Source organism: Micromonospora arida (genome assembly GCF_003857035.1).
Taxonomy (GTDB): domain Bacteria; phylum Actinomycetota; class Actinomycetes; order Mycobacteriales; family Micromonosporaceae; genus Micromonospora; species Micromonospora arida.
In genome coordinates this window covers 24,923-43,946 of record NZ_QGSY01000166.1, presented here as the reverse complement: position 1 = coordinate 43,946, position 19,024 = coordinate 24,923, and the positions used below count along the sequence as shown (strand labels likewise).

The 19,024-nt window shown below is 70.2% G+C and carries 16 protein-coding genes and 1 pseudogene; 13 read left to right on the top strand and 4 right to left on the bottom strand.

The window, feature by feature from the left end:
• On the bottom strand, positions 1-1,117 hold a 1,117-nt coding region (gene galK / locus DLJ58_RS13660; RefSeq protein WP_124856410.1), incomplete at its 3' end, for a galactokinase.
• Entirely contained in the window at positions 1,114-2,097 is a 984-nt protein-coding gene (gene galE / locus DLJ58_RS13655) for a UDP-glucose 4-epimerase GalE (protein ID WP_124856408.1), read from the bottom strand. The genes galE and galK, both read right to left, overlap by 4 nt.
• A 194-nt stretch (positions 2,098-2,291) precedes the next feature.
• On the opposite strand from galE, the pseudogene DLJ58_RS13650 reads away from it, so the two are divergent.
• From DLJ58_RS13650 to DLJ58_RS13625, 6 genes and pseudogenes are all read left to right on the top strand, one after another.
• A pseudogene (locus DLJ58_RS13650) lies at positions 2,292-3,266 on the top strand (hemolysin family protein); the annotation flags it as partial.
• Between the two features lie 309 nt (positions 3,267-3,575).
• Positions 3,576-4,601, top strand: coding sequence for a tryptophan--tRNA ligase (gene trpS, locus DLJ58_RS13645; protein WP_112581632.1), 1,026 nt, complete (start codon positions 3,576-3,578; stop codon positions 4,599-4,601).
• 67 nt (positions 4,602-4,668) lie between these two features.
• Positions 4,669-5,196 carry a 2'-5' RNA ligase family protein gene (locus tag DLJ58_RS13640; protein ID WP_124856414.1) on the top strand — a complete coding sequence of 176 codons (528 nt, stop codon included), beginning with the start codon at positions 4,669-4,671 and terminating at the stop codon, positions 5,194-5,196.
• A 79-nt stretch (positions 5,197-5,275) separates the two neighbouring features.
• Positions 5,276-6,202: a YihY/virulence factor BrkB family protein gene (locus DLJ58_RS13635; RefSeq protein ID WP_124856406.1), complete on the top strand. Its 927-nt coding sequence runs from the start codon at positions 5,276-5,278 to the stop codon at positions 6,200-6,202.
• Positions 6,202-6,588, top strand: coding sequence for a GntR family transcriptional regulator (locus DLJ58_RS13630; RefSeq protein WP_124856404.1), 387 nt, complete (start codon positions 6,202-6,204; stop codon positions 6,586-6,588). Before DLJ58_RS13635 ends, DLJ58_RS13630 begins: the two co-directional genes overlap by 1 nt.
• A gap of 81 nt (positions 6,589-6,669) precedes the next feature.
• Positions 6,670-7,107, top strand: a complete 438-nt coding sequence (locus DLJ58_RS13625) for a hypothetical protein (protein WP_091394593.1) — start codon at positions 6,670-6,672, stop codon at positions 7,105-7,107.
• Between the two features lie 220 nt (positions 7,108-7,327).
• Here DLJ58_RS13625 and DLJ58_RS13620 read toward each other — a convergent pair whose 3' ends face one another.
• Positions 7,328-8,962: a glycoside hydrolase family 13 protein gene (locus tag DLJ58_RS13620; RefSeq protein ID WP_124856402.1), complete on the bottom strand. Its 1,635-nt coding sequence runs from the start codon at positions 8,960-8,962 to the stop codon at positions 7,328-7,330.
• A 32-nt stretch (positions 8,963-8,994) separates the two neighbouring features.
• Positions 8,995-10,041 carry a LacI family DNA-binding transcriptional regulator gene (locus DLJ58_RS13615; RefSeq protein WP_124856400.1) on the bottom strand — a complete coding sequence of 349 codons (1,047 nt, stop codon included), beginning with the start codon at positions 10,039-10,041 and terminating at the stop codon, positions 8,995-8,997.
• A 199-nt stretch (positions 10,042-10,240) separates the two neighbouring features.
• Between DLJ58_RS13615 and DLJ58_RS13610 the strand changes: the two genes are divergently transcribed.
• The 7 genes from DLJ58_RS13610 to DLJ58_RS13580 all read left to right on the top strand — a co-directional run bounded on the left by DLJ58_RS13610 (position 10,241) and on the right by DLJ58_RS13580 (position 19,022).
• Positions 10,241-11,491, top strand: a complete 1,251-nt coding sequence (locus DLJ58_RS13610) for a sugar ABC transporter substrate-binding protein (RefSeq protein WP_124856398.1) — start codon at positions 10,241-10,243, stop codon at positions 11,489-11,491.
• Positions 11,491-13,131: an ABC transporter permease subunit gene (locus tag DLJ58_RS13605; RefSeq protein ID WP_124856396.1), complete on the top strand. Its 1,641-nt coding sequence runs from the start codon at positions 11,491-11,493 to the stop codon at positions 13,129-13,131. Before DLJ58_RS13610 ends, DLJ58_RS13605 begins: the two co-directional genes overlap by 1 nt.
• The gene (locus DLJ58_RS13600) at positions 13,128-14,057 is read left to right on the top strand and encodes a sugar ABC transporter permease (RefSeq protein ID WP_124856394.1); all 930 of its coding nucleotides are present in this window, start codon (positions 13,128-13,130) and stop codon (positions 14,055-14,057) included. Before DLJ58_RS13605 ends, DLJ58_RS13600 begins: the two co-directional genes overlap by 4 nt.
• Positions 14,058-14,143: 86 nt before the next feature.
• Entirely contained in the window at positions 14,144-14,485 is a 342-nt protein-coding gene (locus tag DLJ58_RS13595; RefSeq protein WP_124856392.1) for a hypothetical protein, read from the top strand.
• A 278-nt stretch (positions 14,486-14,763) separates the two neighbouring features.
• A complete protein-coding gene (locus DLJ58_RS13590) occupies positions 14,764-15,831 on the top strand; it encodes a BMP family lipoprotein (RefSeq protein WP_124856412.1) in 1,068 nt (355 codons plus the stop codon).
• Positions 15,832-16,020: 189 nt separating this feature from the next.
• Positions 16,021-17,652 (top strand): ABC transporter ATP-binding protein, encoded by a 1,632-nt coding sequence (locus tag DLJ58_RS13585; RefSeq protein WP_124856390.1) that lies wholly within the window; start codon positions 16,021-16,023, stop codon positions 17,650-17,652.
• On the top strand, positions 17,649-19,022 hold the full coding sequence (locus DLJ58_RS13580; RefSeq protein ID WP_124856388.1) for an ABC transporter permease: 1,374 nt from the start codon (positions 17,649-17,651) through the stop codon (positions 19,020-19,022). Before DLJ58_RS13585 ends, DLJ58_RS13580 begins: the two co-directional genes overlap by 4 nt.
• Positions 19,023-19,024 lie beyond the last annotated feature (2 nt).

Genomic DNA, 19,024 nt, shown 5'->3' with positions numbered 1-19,024 from the left:
CGGTGAAACCTCGTTGCGCGTACGCGTCGGTCACGGCGGCGGCTACCGCGTCGGCACGGTCGGCCTCGATCAGCGCGAGCACGCAGCCGCCGAAGCCACCGCCGGTCATACGAGCGCCCAGCGCGCCGGCCGCCAACGCTGCCTCGACCGCGGTGTCGATCTCCGGCACGGTGATCTCGAAGTCGTCGCGCATCGAGACGTGGGAGGCGGTCAGCAGCGGGCCGATGTCGCGGACCCGGGCGGCGCGGAGCAGCGCCACCGTGTCCAGTACGCGCTGGTCCTCGGTCACCACGTGCCGGACCCGTCGCCGGGTCTCCTCGTCGTCGAGCCGCGCCAGTGCGGCGTCGAGTTGGTCGATGCCCACGTCGCGCAGGGCGGTGACACCGAGCGCACTGGCCCCGGCCTCGCAGGAGCGACGGCGGGCCGCGTACTCCCCGTCGGCGTGGCGGTGCGGTGCCCGGCTGTCGATGACCAGCACAGCCAGCCCGTCGGCGTCCAGGTCGAACGGGATGTGCTCGACCGACTCGTCGCGACAGTCCAGGAAGAGTGCGTGCCCGGCGCGGCAACGGATGGCCGCGGACTGGTCCATGATCCCGGTCGGCGCGCCCACGTAGACGTTCTCCGCCCGTTGCGCCAGCCGGGGTTGCAGTTCCGGGGCGAGCTCCAGTTCGCCGAGGTCGAGCAGGGCAGCCAGCACGGCCGACTCCAGCGCGGCCGAGGAGGAGAGCCCGGCGCCCAGCGGCACGTCGGAGGCGATCGCCAGCCGGGCGCCCGGCACCGGGTGACCGGCCTCGCGCAGCGCCCAGACCACACCCGCGACGTACGCGCCCCAGCCGGTGACCCGACCCGGCTCGGCGACGTCGTCCGCGCCGAAGGTGATCGCCTCGCCGGAGAGCTCGGACCAGGCCGTCCAGTGCTCCCCGTCCTGCCGGTCGGCCGCGACGACGGTGCGCATCGGCAGCGCGAACGGCAGCACGAAGCCTTCGTTGTAGTCGGTGTGCTCACCGATCAGGTTGACCCGCCCAGGGGCCGCCCAGCGGCCGGCAGCCTCGGCACCGAACTGCGCGGAGAAGCCGGCCGCAGCCCGCTCGGCGACGGCACCGCTCGGGTGGGTCATGACTGCCCCAGGACGTGCGTGCGGTAGAACGCCCAGGCATCCCCGACCATGTCGTGCAGGGTCGGCTTCTGCGGCACCCAGCCCAACTCGTCGCGGGCCAGTGCGGACGATGCCACCAACTCGGCCGGGTCGCCCTCGCGGCGCGGCGCGACCTCGACGGGCAGTTGGTGCCCGGTGACCTCGCGGACCACGTCGACGACCTGCCGGTTGGTGAAGCCGTTGCCGTTGCCCAGGTTGTAGATCCGGTGCTGACCGCCGGTGGCCGCGTCCAGCGCCAGCAGATGCGCGCGGGCCAGGTCGGCGACATGGATGTAGTCACGGACGCAGGTGCCGTCCACGGTGGGGTAGTCGTCCCCGAAGAGCTGGAGCTTCTCCCGCCGGCCGGCGGCGACGTCCAGCGCGATCGGGATCAGGTGCGTCTCCGGGTCGTGCCGCTCGCCGAGCGTGATGTCGCCGTCGAGGTGGGCGCCGGCCACGTTGAAGTAGCGCAGCGACACGGCGGCCAGCCCGTGCGCGATCGCCTCGGAGGTGAGTGCCATGTCGACGGCGAGTTTGGTGGCGCCGTACGTGTTGGTGGGTGCCTTGACCGCGTTTTCGGTGATGGGCAGCTCGGTGGGGTTGCCGTAGACGGCGGCGGTGGAGGAGAAGACCATCCGCGGCACGCCGGCGGCCCGGACCGCGTCGATCAGGGCGAGCGTGCCGATGGTGTTGTTGTGCCAGTACAGCTCCGGCTTGACCATCGACTCGCCGGCGGCGATCAGGGCGGCGAAGTGCAGCACTCCGTCGAACCCGGCGTCCGGGGTGACGACCTGGGCGGCGTCGTGGATGGACGCCTCCACGTGGGTGGCGTCCGGGGCGAGGGCCTCGCGGTGGCCGGTGCGCAGGTCGTCCAGGATGACCACCTGGTGACCCGCGTCCAGCAGCATCCGGGTCACCACGCTCCCGATGAAGCCGGCGCCCCCGGTGACGAGCAGTTTCACGTCGTTGCCTCCTGCCTGGCCCGCCCGGGACGTGGCCCTTCGGTGATCACACTAGGGCGGTGGCCGGCGCTCTCGCCGTCGCCACCGTCAACCCATTCCATCATAATCTCTCACGATTAAACAGAGCCGAACATCTGTGCGCCGCTCCGCCTGATCCCCGGTGCGGTGGGCCCACGGTGTCTACCATCTCTGTCATGCGGGAAGCGGCCCGTACCGGGCTCCGGCGACACGCGCGGGCACACCCCCGCCGCGACCCTGGCCCGCTCGCCCGGGCCGTCGCCCGGGTGCTGGTTCGCGCCGCGGATGGCGCCACCCGACTCGTCACCGATCTGCTCGGCACCGGTCCGACGGCCGGCCGGGAGCACATCTCCGAGGCCGATCTGCGGGACCTGGTCGCGGCGAACACGGTGCTCGACCCGGACGAGCGGCGGATCATCGACGAGGTCCTGGTGGCCGGTGCCAGTCTGATCCGCGAAGTGATGATGCCGCGCACCGAGGTGGTCTTCCTCCCGGCGCGGCTGAGCATCGTCGAAGCCGCCCGACTGGTCCGCGCCGAAACGCACACCCGTTACCCGGTCACCGACGGCACGCACGACGACGTGGTCGGCTTCGTGCACCTCCGTGACGTACTGCTGCGCCCGGACGCCGACCCGTGCGTCACCGTCGGCGAGTTGGCCCGGGAGGTGAAGCGGCTCCCGGGCAGCAAACGGGTGCTCGCCGCGCTGACCGAGATGCGCCGGGAGGGTCAGCACCTCGCGGTGGTGGTCGACGAGTACGGCGGCACGGCCGGGATCGTCACCCTGGAGGACCTCATCGAGGAGTTGATCGGTGAGATCCACGACGAGTACGACGCCACCCCGGACCCGGTGCACGCCGGCCTGCCCGCCGTGGTGGACGGCCGCCTCAACCTCGCTGACTTCGCCGAGCGGACCGGGGTGGCACTACCCGCCGGACCGTACGAGACGGTGGGCGGGTTCGTCATGGCCGCGCTGGGCCGGCTTCCGGTGACCGGCGACGAGGTGCCGGTGCCGGGTGAGCCCGCCGAGGTCGGCGCGCCCGATCCGGCCGAGCTGCCGGCCGGCTGGCTGCTGCGGGTGCTCACCTTGGACGGCCGCCGGGTGGCCCGACTCGCCGTCTCCGCCGCCCGCACCGAGCAGCACCGCGAGCAGAGCACCGAGCAGCACCGCGAGCAGAGCACCGAGCAGCACCGTGAGCCGAGCACCGGGTCGGGGCGCGAGCAGAGCACCGAGCCGGGCACCGGGCGGCGCCGCCAGTACGACGCCGCGCCGGCCTCGGCTGGCGGCCCCGAGCCGGCCCGGGAGGCGGTGACGGGGCAGCACCGCCGGGTATCGGTCGGTCCGACGCGCCGGGTCGGCGCGGGCGAACCACGCGAGGTCAACACCCCGGCACCGGCGGGCCGGAGCCGACCCGCCGGCCCGTCATGACGGACCGGGTTGCTTGCTGACAGAATTATCGCCATGTCCGACGTTCCCGCCCGGCCCCGCGTCTTCTCCGGCATCCAGCCGACAGCCGACTCGTTCCACCTCGGCAACTATCTCGGCGCGGTGCGGCACTGGGTGGCGCTACAGGACACCCACGACGCGTTCTACTGCGTGGTGGACCTGCACGCCATCACCGCGGGGCATGATCCGGCGCTGCTGCGCCAGCGGACGCGGGTGGCCGCGGCCCAGCTCTTCGCGGTCGGGCTCGACCCGGAACGCAGCACCCTGTTCGTCCAGTCGCAGGTGCCCGAGCACCCGCAGCTGGCCTGGGTGCTCGGCTGCATCACCGGCTTCGGCGAGGCCAGCCGGATGACCCAGTTCAAGGACAAGTCGCAGAAGCAGGGCAACGAGCGGGCCAGCGTCGGGCTGTTCACCTATCCGGTTCTCCAGGCCGCCGACATCCTGCTCTACCAGGCCAACGCGGTCCCGGTCGGCGAGGACCAGCGCCAGCACCTGGAGCTCTCCCGGGATCTGGCCCAGCGCTTCAACTCGCTGTTCGGCGCGACCTTCACAGTGCCCGCGCCGCACATCGTCAAGGACACTGCCAAGATCACCGACCTGCAGGACCCGACCGCGAAGATGTCGAAGTCGTCGTCCTCGCCGGCCGGCATCATCGATCTGCTCGACGATCCGGCCCGGTCCGCGAAGAAGATCCGTTCGGCGGTGACCGACACCGGTCGGGAGATCGTCTTCGACGCCGAGACCAAGCCGGGCGTGTCCAACCTGTTGACCATTTACTCGGCGCTCAGCGGCCGCAGCATCGACGAGCTGGTGGCCGCGTACGCGGGCCGTGGCTACGGCGATCTGAAGAAGGAGCTGGCCGAGGTGGTGACGGACTTCGTCCGGCCGATCCAGGAGCGCACCCGCGGCTACCTCGACGATCCGGCGCAGCTGGACAAGCTGCTCGCAGCCGGCGCGGAGAAGGCCCGTGCGGTGGCCGCGACGACCCTGCGGTCCGCGTACGAGCGGGTCGGGTTCTTCCCGCCCGTACGCGGCGAGTAGCTCCGCGGTACAGGTGGACGGCTCGGTGGTCGGAGGGGCGGCGCGAAGCGTGGATCGCAGTGGCGGGATGCCGCCGACCGGCGACACCATCCAGATCGGCATCGCGGTGGACATCCCCGAGCCGTGGGGTGCCCTGCTCACCCGGCGGCGGGTCGAGGCCGGCGATCCGCTGGCGGTGCCCGCGCACGTGACGTTGCTCGGGCCCACCGAGATCCGGACGGCCAACCTGCCGGCGGTCGAGCGGCACCTGGCCGCCGTCGCCGCCGCGCACCTGCCGTTCACGCTGCACCTGAGGGGCACCGGCACGTTCCGTCCGGTCACCCAGGTGGTGTTCGTCGCGGTGGCCGCCGGGATCAGTGAGTGCGAGCTGCTGGCCGCGGCCATCGCCGCGGCGCCGGGCCTGCACCGCGAGCTCCGGTTCCCGTACCATCCGCACGTCACAGTGGCTCAGGACGTGGCACCGGAGGCCCTGGACAAGGTGTACGAGGATCTGGCCGACTTCTCCGCGATGTTCGAGGTCGACGGGTTCACCCTCTTCTCGCACAGCGGGCAGGCCAGGTGGCAGCCGCGTCGCGACTTCTGCCTCGGCGACTGAAGCGCCGGCGACGCGCCGGCCGGCGAGCATCGGAAGCCGGTTGCCCCTACAGCGGTGGGAGATCGGCGAGGATGATCGCGTGAACGTGATCGGCCGGATCGAGGCGGGCATCGACCGCTGGGTGAGCGCCGCGCGCCACCGGTCGGGGCTCTTTGATCATGTGTGGCGGGCCGGCGTGCTGTACGGCGAGGTGCTGGCCGGCCGGTTGGCCGCCGCCATCGCCTACTACGGCTTCTTCGCCGTGTTCGCCCTCGCCCTGGTGGCGTTCTCCATCTTCGGCGCGATCCTGGAGGACAACGACGAGGTCAGCGCGGCGGCGGCCGACTTCCTCAAGGAGAATCTGCCGTTCCTGGACGCCGAGCAGATCGCCAACTCCAGCGGCACCGTCGGTGTGGTCGGCCTGGTCATCCTGGTCTTCACCGGGATCGGTTGGGTCGAGGCCATCCGCTCCTCGCAGCGGTTGATGTACCAGCTCAACCAGCAGCCGGGCAATCTGGTGGTGCGGCGGCTCGTCGACCTGGGCGTGATGATCGGCGTCTTCGTGCTGCTCGGCGTCTCGGTCGCGGCGGTGGACGCGTTGGAGTCGCTGCTGCGTTTCCTGCTGCGCAGCACCGGGTCGGTGGGTCTGACCACCATCAGCGCGGTGCTCAGCGTGCTGGTCAACACCGTGCTCGCCACCGCGTTGCTGCTGGCCGTGCCCCGGCTGCGGATGAGCCGCTCCCGGCTGCGCCCGGTGGTGTTGCTGGTGGCGGTCGGCATCACGCTGCTGAACACCGTCGGGCGGTACTACGTGGTGCGGACCGAGCGGAACCCGGCGTACACAGTGGTGGCCGGCGCCGTCGGTCTGCTGCTCTACCTCTACCTGCTCAACCAGTTGGTGCTGTTCGGCGCGGCGCTCCTGGCGACCAGCAACAACGGCCGAGTGGTGGACCTGGCGGAGGCCCCCGCCCCGCCGAAGGGCGTCGACGAGGGCATCGACCCCGGTACGCCGGGCGGTGCGGGCTGATGACGGAAGGCGTACAGGTGCTGATCTCGGTCGACCCGGACTCGTCGGTGCCCCCGTACGAGCAGGTGCGCGTGCAGCTCGCCGAGCTGATCGGCGACGGCCGGTTGCCGGTGGGCAGCCGACTGCCCACCGTGCGGCAGCTCGCCGCCGACCTGCGGTTGGCCGCGAACACGGTGGCCCGCGCCTACCGGGAGCTGGAGGCGGCCGGGCTGTTGGAGACCCGGGGGCGCAACGGCACCTTCGTCGCCCCCGGACGGGACGACGCCGTCGACAGGTTGCAACGGGCGGCGGCCGGCTACGCGGCGGAGGCGGCCCGGCTCGGCGTGCCGCCGGCCACCGCGCTCGCCCTGGTCCGCGCCGCCCTGGACGCGGTCCGCCCCGGCTGACCGGCCGCTGATCGACCGTCGGACGGGCGATAACCGAGCAGAACGGCGTCGTGGCTCGCGTTCGCGGACCATGATGAGCCGGTGGGCGCACTCATGACACTGGACCTGCCGGCGGACTCACCCCTCCTCGGCCTGCCATGGATCATCACTTTCGGTCCGCTCGGTGATCTCGACGAGTGGGAGCCGGTGGTCTGTGGGCCGTACGAGCGACCGCACGCGTTGGCCCTGGCCGAGGCGGTGGTGGCCGAGGAGCAGTTGATGGCCGTGGTGGAGCCTTTGCTGCCGGCGCTGTCCGCCGACGAGATCCGCAGCGAGATCGCCGCCGCGCAGGTCGCCGCCGAGGACGAGGCCCGCCAGGTGGAGGGGGCCGACCTGTACGGGGACTTCGAGGACGTGATCGACGAGGAGTTGGACGCGGCAGCCGACGAGGCCGGCCACGGTGAGCCCGCCGAACCGCCGGACGAGGCGGAGGTACGCGCTGGCTTCACCCGGATCGCGGCCTTGCTCACCGCGAAGTGAGACGTCAGCGGGTCGGCGCGCGGTCCAGCACGCGGTGCCCGATCCGGTACCCCCGCCATCTACGGATCTAACCATCGGCGGCACACGGACACCGGCGCCACGCGGAGCGGACTCCGCGCGGCGCCGGTGGCACCTCACCCCCCACCACAAGGGGCCGGTAGCCCAGTCGCCCGTCGGCGCGGGGCACGACGAACGACCAGGTCGAGAACGAGTTACCCGTTCAGCGCCGTTCCAACCAGACTGCCGCGTCAATTGGCAGCAGCTGGCCGGAGCCCTGTTCGGTGAGCTCGTCGCTGGCGACGAGCGGCTGACCGTACCCGTCGATCAGGACCGGCGCGCCGCTGAGGTTGACCACGCAGGTCAGCACGGTCGCGCCGGAGGTGCGGGAGAAGGCCAGCACGCCCGGCTCGCTCTCCCGCCAGGTGACCCCGCCGGCGTCGAGGGCGAGCGCGGGATGAACGTGGCGGATCCGCAGCGCGGTCCGGTACAGCTCCAGGGTCGAGCCGGGCACGTCGGTCTGCGCCGTGACGGACAGCGCCTGCCAGAGCGCCGGGGCGGGGAGCCAGCTCAGTTCGCTGCCGGCCGGCCCGAAGCCGTACGGGGCCAACTCGCCGCTCCACGGGATGGGCACCCGGCAGCCGTCGCGGCTCTCGCCGGTGCGCAGGAACGCCGGATCCTGGCGCAGCTCGTCGGGGAGGTCGAGGACCTCCGGCAGGCCCAACTCCTCGCCCTGGTAGAGGTAGGCGCAGCCGGGTAGGGCGAGCATCAGCAGACTGGCGGCGCGGGCCCGGCGCAGCCCTTCGGCACCGTCGCCGTAGCGGGTAACGTGTCGCTGCTTGTCGTGGTTGGACAGCACCCAGGTGGTCGGCGCTCCGACGACTGTCGCCTCGGCCAACGCGGTGTCGATCACCTTGCGGAACGAGTCGGCCGACCAGGTGGCGTCGAGGAAGTCGAAGCTGAACGCCTGATGCAACTCGTCCGGGCCGATGTAGCGGGCCAGGCGCTGTGGCGTCTCGGCCCACGCCTCGGCGACCGCCATCCGGCCGCCCGGGTAGCTGTCCAGGATGGGTCGCCAGGCGCGGTAGATCTCGTGCACCTCGTCCTGGTCGAAGTACGGCAGGCGACCCTTGCCGAGCAGTTCGACCTGGCGCTGGCCGGTGGTCATCGAGCTGAAGCCGACGTCCGGCAGCCCTTCCGCCTTGATCATGCCGTGCGCCACGTCGATCCGGAATCCGTCGACGCCCCGGTCCAGCCAGAACCGCAGCACGTCCTCGAACTCGGCGCGGACCTCCGGGTGACGCCAGTTCAGGTCCGGCTGCGACGGGTCGAACAGGTGCAGATACCACTGACCGTCAGCGACCCGGGTCCAGGCGGGGCCGCCGAAGATGCTCTCCCAGTCGTTCGGGGGCAACTCGCCGTGCGCGCCCTGACCGTCGGCGAAGAGGTAGCGGGCCCGCTCCGGAGAGCCAGGGCCGGCGGCGAGCGCCGCGGTGAACCAGCGGTGCGCGCTGGAGGTGTGGTTGGGCACCAGGTCGACGATGATCCGCAGGCCAAGGGCGTGCGCGTCGGTGATCATCGCGTCGAAGTCGGCGAGGGTGCCGAACATCGGGTCGACGTCCCGGTAGTCGGCCACGTCGTACCCGCCGTCGATCATCGGCGAGGTGTAGAAGGGGGTCAGCCAGAGCGCGTCCACCCCGAGGTCGCGCAGGTACGGCAGGCGCTGCCGGATGCCCTGGAGGTCGCCGGTGCCGTCGCCGTCGCTGTCGGCGAAGCTGCGGACGTACACCTGATAGACGACCGCGGACCGCCACCAGTCGTCGTCGGTGGCGTGCGGCGGGGTGGTGGGGCTGATCATTCGAGCAATATGCCGGCCCGCTGCTGCAAGAGTCAAGCAGATCTTGCGTAAGAAAGGCGTGCGGCACTCGGCGCGACAGCGGTGGAGCCGCGCACCACCAGCTCCGGGCGGAACAGGTACTCCGAGTGCGGGGCGCCGTGTCCGTTGATCTCGTCCACCAGCGCGCGGACGGCGGCCACCGCCATCGCGGTGACCGGTTGCCGCATGGTGGTCAGCGGCGGGTCGGTGAAGGCCATCAGCGGGGAGTCGTCGTAGCCGACCACGGAGAGGCCCTCGGGGACGTCGAGGCCGCGTTGGCGGGCGGCCCGGATCGCGCCGAGCGCCATCAGGTCGGAGCCGCAGACCACACCGGTGACGCCCCGGTCCAGCAGCCGACCGGCCGCCGCCTCGCCACCCTCCACTCCGAACAGTGACAGCTCGGCGAGTGGGCCCAGGTCGGCCTCGGCGACCCCGGCCAGCCGTGTCATCGCGGAGCGCCAGCCGGCCACCTTGCGCTGCACCGGGACGAACCGGTCCGGGCCGGTGATCAGGCCGATCCGCCGGTGCCCGAGGGCGACCAGGTGCGCGACGGCCAGCTCGGCCGCCTCCCGGTCGTCGCAGGAGACGAAGGGCGCGCCGATGCCGGGCACGTACCCGTTGATCATCACGACCGGCAACGGCCGGGCGAGCAGCGCCCGGTAGCGGTCGTGGTTGGCGGCGGTGTCGGCGTGCAGGCCGGAGACGAAGACGATCCCGGAGACCTGCCGGTCCAGCAGCATCTCCACGTACTCGTCCTCGGTCACGCCTCCGGCGGTCTGGGTGCAGAGCACCGGGGTGAACCCGCTCTGCGCCAGGGTGGACTCGATGACCTGGGCGAAGGCGGGGAAGATCGGGTTGTCCAGCTCCGGCACCACCAGGCCGACCAGCCCGGCGCTGCGCTTACGCAGCCGGGCCGGGCGCTCGTACCCGAGCACGTCGAGGGCGGTGAGGACGGCCTGCCGGGTCTCCGGGGCCACGCCGGGGCGGTCGTTGAGCACCCGCGACACCGTGGCCTCGCTGACTTCGGCCTGCTGGGCGATGTCGGACAGTCGAGCGCGCATGGCGGCACTTTAGCCCACCGGCAAGTTCTTGCGGGGTCCTCTGCAAGCCCTTCCATTACTTGCAACGTCTTGCTAACGTCCCCGCAACATGCGAGAGCAGCGGCGCAGCATCCCTGCGCCGGTTGGCAAGAACTTCCAGAGGTTTCCACTGGCGGGCCGCCCTTCCCCCGGCGGACCCGCCATGACGACAGGAGCACCGATGCGCATCCGTACCGCGGGTGTGGTCGCCCTTTTCGCCCTGGCGCTCGCCGCCTCAGGCTGCGGTGGCGACAGCGACGAGCCGGCCGCGAAGGACACCCCCAAGGCCACCGGCGGCAAACTGGTGATCTGGGCGGACGACAAGCGGACCGCCGCCCTCAAGCCGTTCGTCGAGAAGTTCGGCCAGGAGAACGGCGTCACCGTCGAGGTCCAGGCCGTCCCGAACGAGGACCTTCAGAACAACTTCGTGACCGTGTCGAGCCAGGGCGGCGGCCCGGACGTGGTGATCGGCGCGCACGACTGGATCGGCAACCTGGTCCAGAACGGTGCCATCGACCCGGTGCAGCTGTCCGACCAGCAGAAGGCCGCCTTCAACGAGACCGCCGTCAAGGCCGTCACGTTCAACGGCCAGCTCTACGGCGTGCCCTATGCCCAGGAGAACCTGGCGCTGATCCGCAACACCGAACTGGCCCCCGAGGCACCGAAGACGATCGAGGACCTGGTCGCCACCGGCAAGCAGCTCAAGGCGCAGAAGAAGGTCACCGAGACGCTCTGCCTCCAGGTCGGCCAGAAGGGCGACGCGTACCACATCTACCCGCTGTACACCTCGGCCGGCGGTTACCTCTTCGGCACCACCGCGAACGGCGACTACGACCCGAAGGACCTGGGCGTGGGCAAGCCGGAGTCGATCGCCGCGTTCAAGAAGATCGCCGCGCTCGGCGAGAAGGGCGAGGGCGTGCTGAAGCGCTCGATCGCCGACACCAACTCGACCGCCACCTTCACCGGCAAGAAGTGCGCGTTCCTGGTCTCCGGGCCGTGGGCCACCGCCGACGTGAAGAAGGCCGGCATCAAGTACGACGTCTCCGCCGTTCCCGGCTTCGCCGGCGGCAAGGCGGCCGCGCCGTTCGTGGGCGTCCAGTCCTTCTACGTGGCGGCCAAGGGCAAGAACAAGGCTCTCGCCCAGGAGTTCGTCGCCAACTACGTCACCACGCCGGAGCTGGCCGTGGCGCTCTACCAGGCCGACCCGCGCCCGCCGGCGCTGACCGCCGCGCTTGACCAGGTCAAGAGCAGCGACCCGGACCTGGCCAAGTTCATCGAGGCCGGCAAGAACGGTCAGGTGCTCCCGGCCATCCCGGCCATGGCCGCGATCTGGGACCCGTTCGGCAAGGCCGAGGCCGCCGTCATCGGCGGCGCCGACCCGACCAGCACGGTTACCGCAGCCGGCAAGACGATCGCCGGTTCGATCAAGTAATGAGCACACCGCTGTCCGGCCCGGGGCCTGCCCAGCAGGCCCCGGGCCGGGGGCCCGTCCGCACCGGGTCCCCGCGCACCACCCGTACCGCGCGGAACCACGCGCCGATCACCGCGACCGGCCTCGCCGCGAAGGTGATCCTGCTCGGCCTGGTGGCCGGGATCGCGATCTGGGCGGCCTTCCCGCTGGTGGCGGCCGAGAAGTGGGTCGGGCTGGCGGTGCTGGTGCTGACCACCGCCGCACTGTTCTATCTGTACCTGGGCCGCCGGCACGTCCCGGCGAAGTACCTCATCCCCGGCACGCTCTTCCTGATCGCCTTCCAGGTCGTGCCGGTGCTCTACACCGCGAGCACGGCCTTCACCAACTTCGGCGACGGCCACCGCGGCAGCAAGGACGACGCGATCGTCGCGATCCAGAGCTCCTCGGTGAAGCAGGTCCCGGGGTCCACCCAGTACCCGTTGTCGGTCGCCACCAAGGGCGACCCGGCCACCGGTGCCCTGGTCTTCCTGATCACCAAGCCAGGAACCGACACGGTCTCCGTCGGCGACGCCCGGGGCCTTCGCCCGCTCGATCCCGGCGCGGCCACCGTCGGCCCCGGCGGGAAGGTCACCGCGGCCGACGGCTACACCGTGCTGAACTTCGGCCAGGCCAGCGCCCGCAGCAAGGACATCACGGACCTGGTGGTGCCGACGGCCGGAGGCGCGCTGCGTTCGTCCGGCCTGTCCCGGGCGTACGAGGGCAAGGCCGTCCGGGCCTACGACGCGGGCTGCGACTGCGTCAAGGACAGCGACAGCGGCAAGACCTGGACCGCGGACGGCGAGGTCGGCGCGTTCGTCGCCGCCGACGGCGAACGGCTGGCCCAGGGTTGGAAGGTGAACGTCGGGCTGTCCAACTTCACCCGGGTGCTCACCGACGAGCGGATCTCCGGGCCGTTCCTCGGCACGCTGATCTGGAACTTCGCCTTCGCCATCGGCTCCACCGGCGGCACGTTCATCCTCGGCATGGTGATCGCCCTGGCGCTGCACTCGCCCCGAATGCGGGGCACCAACCTCTACCGGATGTTGCTGATCCTGCCGTACGCCATGCCGTCCTTCGCGATGCTGCTGGTCTGGCGGGACATGTTCAACACCGACTTCGGGCTGATCAACAATCTGTTCGGGTTCAGCGTCGACTGGTTCGGGCAGGACTGGTCGGCCCGCGCCGCGGTGATCCTGGTGCAGCTCTGGCTCGGCTACCCGTACATGTTCCTGGTGGCCACCGGCGCACTACAGGCCATCCCACGGGAGTTGACCGAGGCCACCTCGGTCGACGGGGCGTCGCGCTGGCAGTCGTTCCGGGCCGTCACCCTGCCGCTGCTGCTGGTTGCGCTCTCGCCGCTGCTGATCTCGTCGTTCGCGTTCAACTTCAACAACTTCAACGCGATCTACCTGACCACCGAGGGCGCGCCATTCCCGGCGGACAACCCCAGCAACGGCGCCACCGACCTGCTGATCACCTACACCTACCGGCTGGCGTTCGGTGGGCAGGCGGCACAGTTCGGCTTCGCCGCGGCCATCTCGCTGTTCATCTTCGCCATCGTCGCGGTGGTGTCGGCGGTCAGCTTCCGGCGGACCCGCCAACAGGAGGAGGTGTATTCATGACCATGCTCACCGGCGCCGCCGTCACGGGCGGCGCGAACGGCCCGGCGACGGTCGACCGCAACGCGGGCAGGCGTAAGAAGCGATGGTTCGCCGAGGTCGGCTGGCGGCACCTGGTCGGCCTGCTCGGCGTGCTGTTCAGTCTCTTTCCGCTCGTGTTCGTCGTCTCGGCGGCGCTCAATCCGCTCGGCACCCTGTCGTCCACCGAGTTGGTGCCGACCGGCGGGGTGTCGTTGGAGAACTTCGGGAACCTGTTCGCGCGCACCGAGTTCGCTGACTGGTTCCTGAACTCACTGCTCATCGCCGGTGGGGCCGCGTTCGCCTCGGTCTTTCTCTCCGCGCTCGCGGCGTACGCCTTCTCCCGGATGCGGTTTCAGGGGCGACGGGTGGGGTTGCTGTCACTGCTGTTGATCCAGATGTTCCCGCAGTTCCTGGCGATCGTTGCGATCTTCCTGATCTTCGGCACGATCACCGACCTGTGGCCGGCCATCGGCTTCAACACCCCGTGGGGTCTGTTGCTGCTCTACCTGGGTGGCGCGCTGGGCGTGAACACCTGGCTGATGAAGGGCTTCTTCGACACCCTGCCCCGGGAGCTGGACGAGTCGGCCACCGTGGACGGCGCCTCACACGCCCAGGTCTTCTTCCGGATCATGCTGCCGTTGGTGGCGCCGATCCTCGCGGTGACCGGGCTGCTCGCCTTCATCAACACCATCAACGAGTTCCTGATGGCGAGCGTCTTCCTCACCGACACGGACGCCAAGACCCTCGCGGTCGGCATGCGGGGCATGTTGCAGGGCGGCGAGCGGAACACCAACTTCGGGATCTTCGCGGCCGGCACCCTGCTGACCGCGATCCCGACGGTGCTGGTCTTCCAGTTCCTCCAGCGGTACATCGTCTCCGGCCTCACCTCCGGCGCCGTGAAGGGATAGGTCGTCGACCGTGGCCGGGCGGCCTGGACGCGCCGACCGGCCACCCCACTACTACAAAGTGTCGTTGATAGGGGAGGATGGGCGGCGTGGAAGCACTCCGACTCATCCTTCTCTACGTCCATCTGATCGGGTTCGCCCTGCTGCTCGGTGGCTCGATCGCCCAGTACGTCAGCGGTCGGCTCCGGATCAACCAGGCCATGCTGTGGGGCGCGGTGATCCAGTTGCTGACCGGGCTCGGCCTCTCCGCGCCGCTGCGCGACGGCGACGAGCCGGCACCGGCAAAACTTGTGACGAAGTTGGTGATCGCGCTGCTGATCTTCGTCATGGTCTTCTTCTCCCGGAAGCGGGACGTGGTCAACCGCGGTCATTTCCTCGTGATCGTCGGTCTGACCCTGGTCAACGCGGCGGTCGCCGTCTTTTGGCGGTAACGTCCGAGGAGAAAAACGCCTCCAGAAAAACGGACGTTGCGGACGCCATGGCGCTCGGTTACCAGCACGAAGAGTGACTTGCCCCACGCAAGGGTTACACCCGGGTAACAGGCGCTCAACAGTCGTGCACGATTGTCGGCCGGTGGGTGGACGCGGGCGTACGCTCCCGTCCGTAACGTGGGACAGCCGGCGGCACACCCGCAGGTCGGCTGATGGGCTGCCACCGCACAAGGCGCGGTGTGCAATGGGAAGGAGACGTCTTGCGTTCGGTGCGTGGGATGCGGATCGCCTCGATCTTCGCGGTGGGTGGGCTCGCGCTCACCGCCGCCGCTTGTGGCGAGGCGCCCAAGGATGACAACAACGCCGGCAGTGGCGCCAAGAAGTTCAGCGCCTGCATGGTGACCGACGTCGGCGGCATCGACGACAAGTCGTTCAACGCTTCGGCCTGGAAGGGCCTGCAGGAGGCCAAGGCCGCCAACGACAACATCGACATCAAGTACGTCGCGTCGAAGGCCGAGGCTGACTACGAGCCGAACCTGACGCAGTACGTCAACCAGAAGTGCGACTTCATCCTGGCGGTCGGCGGCCTGATGGGCGACGCCACCTCGAAGATCGCGAAGGCGAACCCGAACCAGCAGTTCGGCATCGTCGACGCGAACCCGGGTGACGCCAACGTCTACCCGATGCAGTTCGACACCGCCCAGGCCGCGTTCCAGGCCGGCTACCTGGCCGCCGGGATGAGCAAGAGCGGCAAGGTCGGCACCTACGGTGCCGTGCCGATCCCGCCGGTGACCATCTTCATGGACGGTTTCGTCGACGGTGTGAAGTACTTCAACACCACGAAGGGCAAGAACGTCCAGGCCCTGGGCTGGAACAAGGAGACCCAGAAGGGCTCCTTCTCCAACGCCTTCGACAAGCAGGACGAGGGCAAGAAGGTCTCCGACGCGCTGGTCGCCCAGGGCGCGGACATCATCATGCCGGTCGCCGGCGGCTCCGGCCTCGGCACCACCGCCGCGGCCAAGGCGTCGGGTGGCAAGTACAGCACCATCTGGGTGGACGTCGACGGCTGCGAGAGCACCCCGGACTGCTCCGCGATCGTGACCACCGTGGTCAAGAACATCCCGGAAGCCGTCAAGGAGGCCGTGGTGAAGGCCGCCGGTGGCGAGAAGCTGGAGCCCAAGCCGGGCTTCGTCGGCACCCTGGCCAACACTGGTGTCTCGATCGCCCCGTACCACGACTTCGACAGCAAGGTTCCGGCCGAGCTGAAGGCCGAGGTCGACAAGATCAAGGCGGACATCGCCGCTGGCACCATCACCGTCACCTCGAAGGCCCAGCCGACCAAGTGACAACCGGCCGGCCGCTCCGGTGAGATCATCGGGAGGCCGGCGGGGACAGGTAGGACCCGATCGGCCGCTCCGGCTCTGCGGATACCCCGCGGGGTCGGAGCGGCCGATCGCGCACCACGGCGGCCGGTCCGGTCCGGCCGGTACGACGGCAGCTAGGCTGCACCATCGCTCGCACTCCAGGAGGTTGCGCTGAGACTCGAACTGCGCGGCATCACCAAGCGGTTCGGTGATCTGGTCGCCAACGATCACATCGACCTGACGGTGGAGCCTGGAGAGATTCACGCCCTCCTCGGCGAGAACGGCGCGGGCAAGTCGACCCTGATGAACGTGCTCTACGGGCTCTACCAGCCCGACGAGGGCGAGATTCTGGTCGACGGCAAGCCGCTGAAGCTGAAGGGCCCGTCCGACGCGATCGGGGCCGGGATCGGCATGGTGCACCAGCACTTCATGCTGGTGCCGGTCTTCACCGTCACCGAAAACATCATGCTCGGCGCCGAGCAGATCAGGGGCGGCATCGCCGGCTTCCTGGACCGGCGGCGGGCCCGGCGCGAGGTCACCGAGGTGTCCGAGCGCTACAACCTGCGGGTCGACCCGGACGCGGTGATCGAGGATTTGCCGGTCGGCATCCAGCAACGCGTCGAGATCGTCAAGGCGCTCACCCGCGACGTCGACCTGCTCATCCTGGACGAGCCGACCGCTGTGCTCACCCCCCAGGAGACCGAGGAGTTGCTGACGGTCATGCGGTCGCTCAAGGCGGCCGGCAAGTCGATCGTCTTCATCACCCACAAGCTCGGCGAGGTCAAGGCCATCGCCGACCGGATCACCGTGATCCGACGCGGAAAGACCGTCGGCACCGCCTCGCCGGAGGCCAGCCGGGACGAGCTGGCCGCGTTGATGGTCGGGCGCAACGTCCGGCTCACCGTGGACAAGACCCCCGCCACTCCGGGCGAGCCGGTGCTGGAGGTGGCCGGGCTCGTCGTCGACGACGACCGGCAGATCCGCGCGGTCGACGGCGTCGACCTGACCGTGCGCGCGGGCGAGGTGCTCGGCGTGGCGGGCGTACAGGGCAACGGTCAGACCGAGCTGATCGAGGCGATCATGGGCCTGCGCCCGGCGCTCGCCGGCACGATCAGCCTGGCCGGCGACCGGATCAACGGCTGGAAGCCCAAGAAGGTGCTCCGGGCGGGCGTCGGTTACGTGCCCGAGGACCGCAGCGTGGACGGCCTGATCAAGGAGTTCACTGTCGCGGAGAACCTGGTGCTGGACATCTACGACCGGCCGCCGTTCGGTGCCGGGCTCGCGCTGAAGCCGGACGCGATCGCCGCCTCCGCGAAGGAGCGGATCGAGCAGTTCGACGTTCGTACCTCATCGGCCGAGGCGGCGGTGGGCACCCTCTCCGGAGGCAATCAGCAGAAGGTGATCGTGGCCCGGGAGCTGTCCCGGCCGCTGAAGCTCTTCATCGCCGCCCAGCCGACCCGCGGTGTCGACGTCGGATCGATCGAGTTCATCCACAGCCAGGTCATCCGCGAACGAGACATCGGCACCGCCGTTCTGGTGGTCTCCAGCGAACTCGACGAGGTGATCGGGTTGGCCGACCGGATCGCGGTGATGTACCGCGGCCGGATCATCGGCATCGTCGGCCCGGACACCCCGCGTGAGGAGATCGGTCTGCTGATGGCCGGCATCAGCCCAGACGCGGCCCACGACGCGATCGCAGCACCCGCCGCCGACAAGCCCGGCGCGACGACCGCCGACAGTCCCGGCGTGGCAGATGGGAGCCCGGCGAGCGACGCAGGCTCCGCGAGCGAGGACGAGGCATGACCAACCCCAACCCGCAGTCGGGCTCCCCGGACAAGGAGCCGGCGAGCGAGGCGCAGGCCGCGCAGAACGCGCTCGGCAACACCGAACGGGCCGAGGTGGCGACCGAGCCGGACCGCTCGGTGGCGAAGCCGGGCCCGGAGCCGGAGCCGAAGCCGAGCCTGGGCCGGTTGTTCCTGGACAACCTCTGGGCGGCCAACACCTTCACGGTGACCCTGCTGTCGTTGGTGCTGGCGATCGTGGTCGGCGCGGTCCTGATGATCATCTCTGATCCCGACGTGCTCTCCACCTACTCGTACATCACCTCCCGCCCGTCCGACGCGATCAACTCCAGTTGGACGCTCGTCAGCGAGGCGTACGCGAACCTGTTCAAGGGTTCGATCTTCGACCCCGAGGCGTTCTCCGGCTGGTTGAACGGCGCCAACGGTTGGCAGGCGGTGCTCGCGCCGATCTCGGAGACGCTGACCTACGCGGCGCCGCTGGTCTTCACCGGTCTGTCGGTGGCGCTGGCCTTCCGGGGCGGCCTGTTCAACATCGGCGCCCAGGGCCAGGCCACCATCGGCGTGATCATGGCGGCGCTGGCCGGCTTCCTGCTGCCGCTGCCGCCCGGCCTGCACCTGCTGGTGGCGGTGCTGGCCGGCGCGCTGGGCGGAGCGATCTGGGGTTTCATCCCCGGCATCCTCAAGGCCCGTGCCGGAGCACACGAGGTGATCAACACGATCATGCTCAACTACGTCGCCACGTACTTCCTCACCTGGTTGATCGTGCAGAACGGCGTGCAGGACCCGAACCGTACCGACGCGATCAGCAAGGCGGTGGACAGCTCCGCCCAGCTGCCCCGACTGCTCGGCGACAACCTGCGGGTGCACGCCGGCATCCTGCTCGCCGTGCTGGCCACCTGGGCGGTCGCCTGGCTGCTCAACCGCTCGACGCTCGGCTTCGAGCTGCGCGCGGTCGGTGCCAACCCGGACGCCGCCCGGACCGCCGGCATCAGCGTCACCCGGACGTACATCCTGATCATGGTCTTCGCCGGAATCCTGGCCGGCCTCGGCGGCTCGAACATGGTGCTCGGCTCCACCGCCAGCGCGTTGACCCCGCTGGTGGTCGCGCAGATCGGCTTCGACGGCATCCTGGTGGCGCTGCTCGGGCGGGTGAAGCCCTGGGGTGTGCTGCTGGCCGCGCTGTTGTTCGGTGCGCTGCAGGCCGGTGGTAACCGGATGCAGTCGTACTCCGGGATCTCGCTGGAGCTGGTGACCGTGCTCCAGGCGCTGATCGTCATCTTCATCGCCGCACCGGCCCTGGTGAAGGCGATCTTCCAGCTCCGGGCCGCGCGCGCCGCCCGGTTGCAGACGAGCCTGGCGAAGGGCTGGTAACT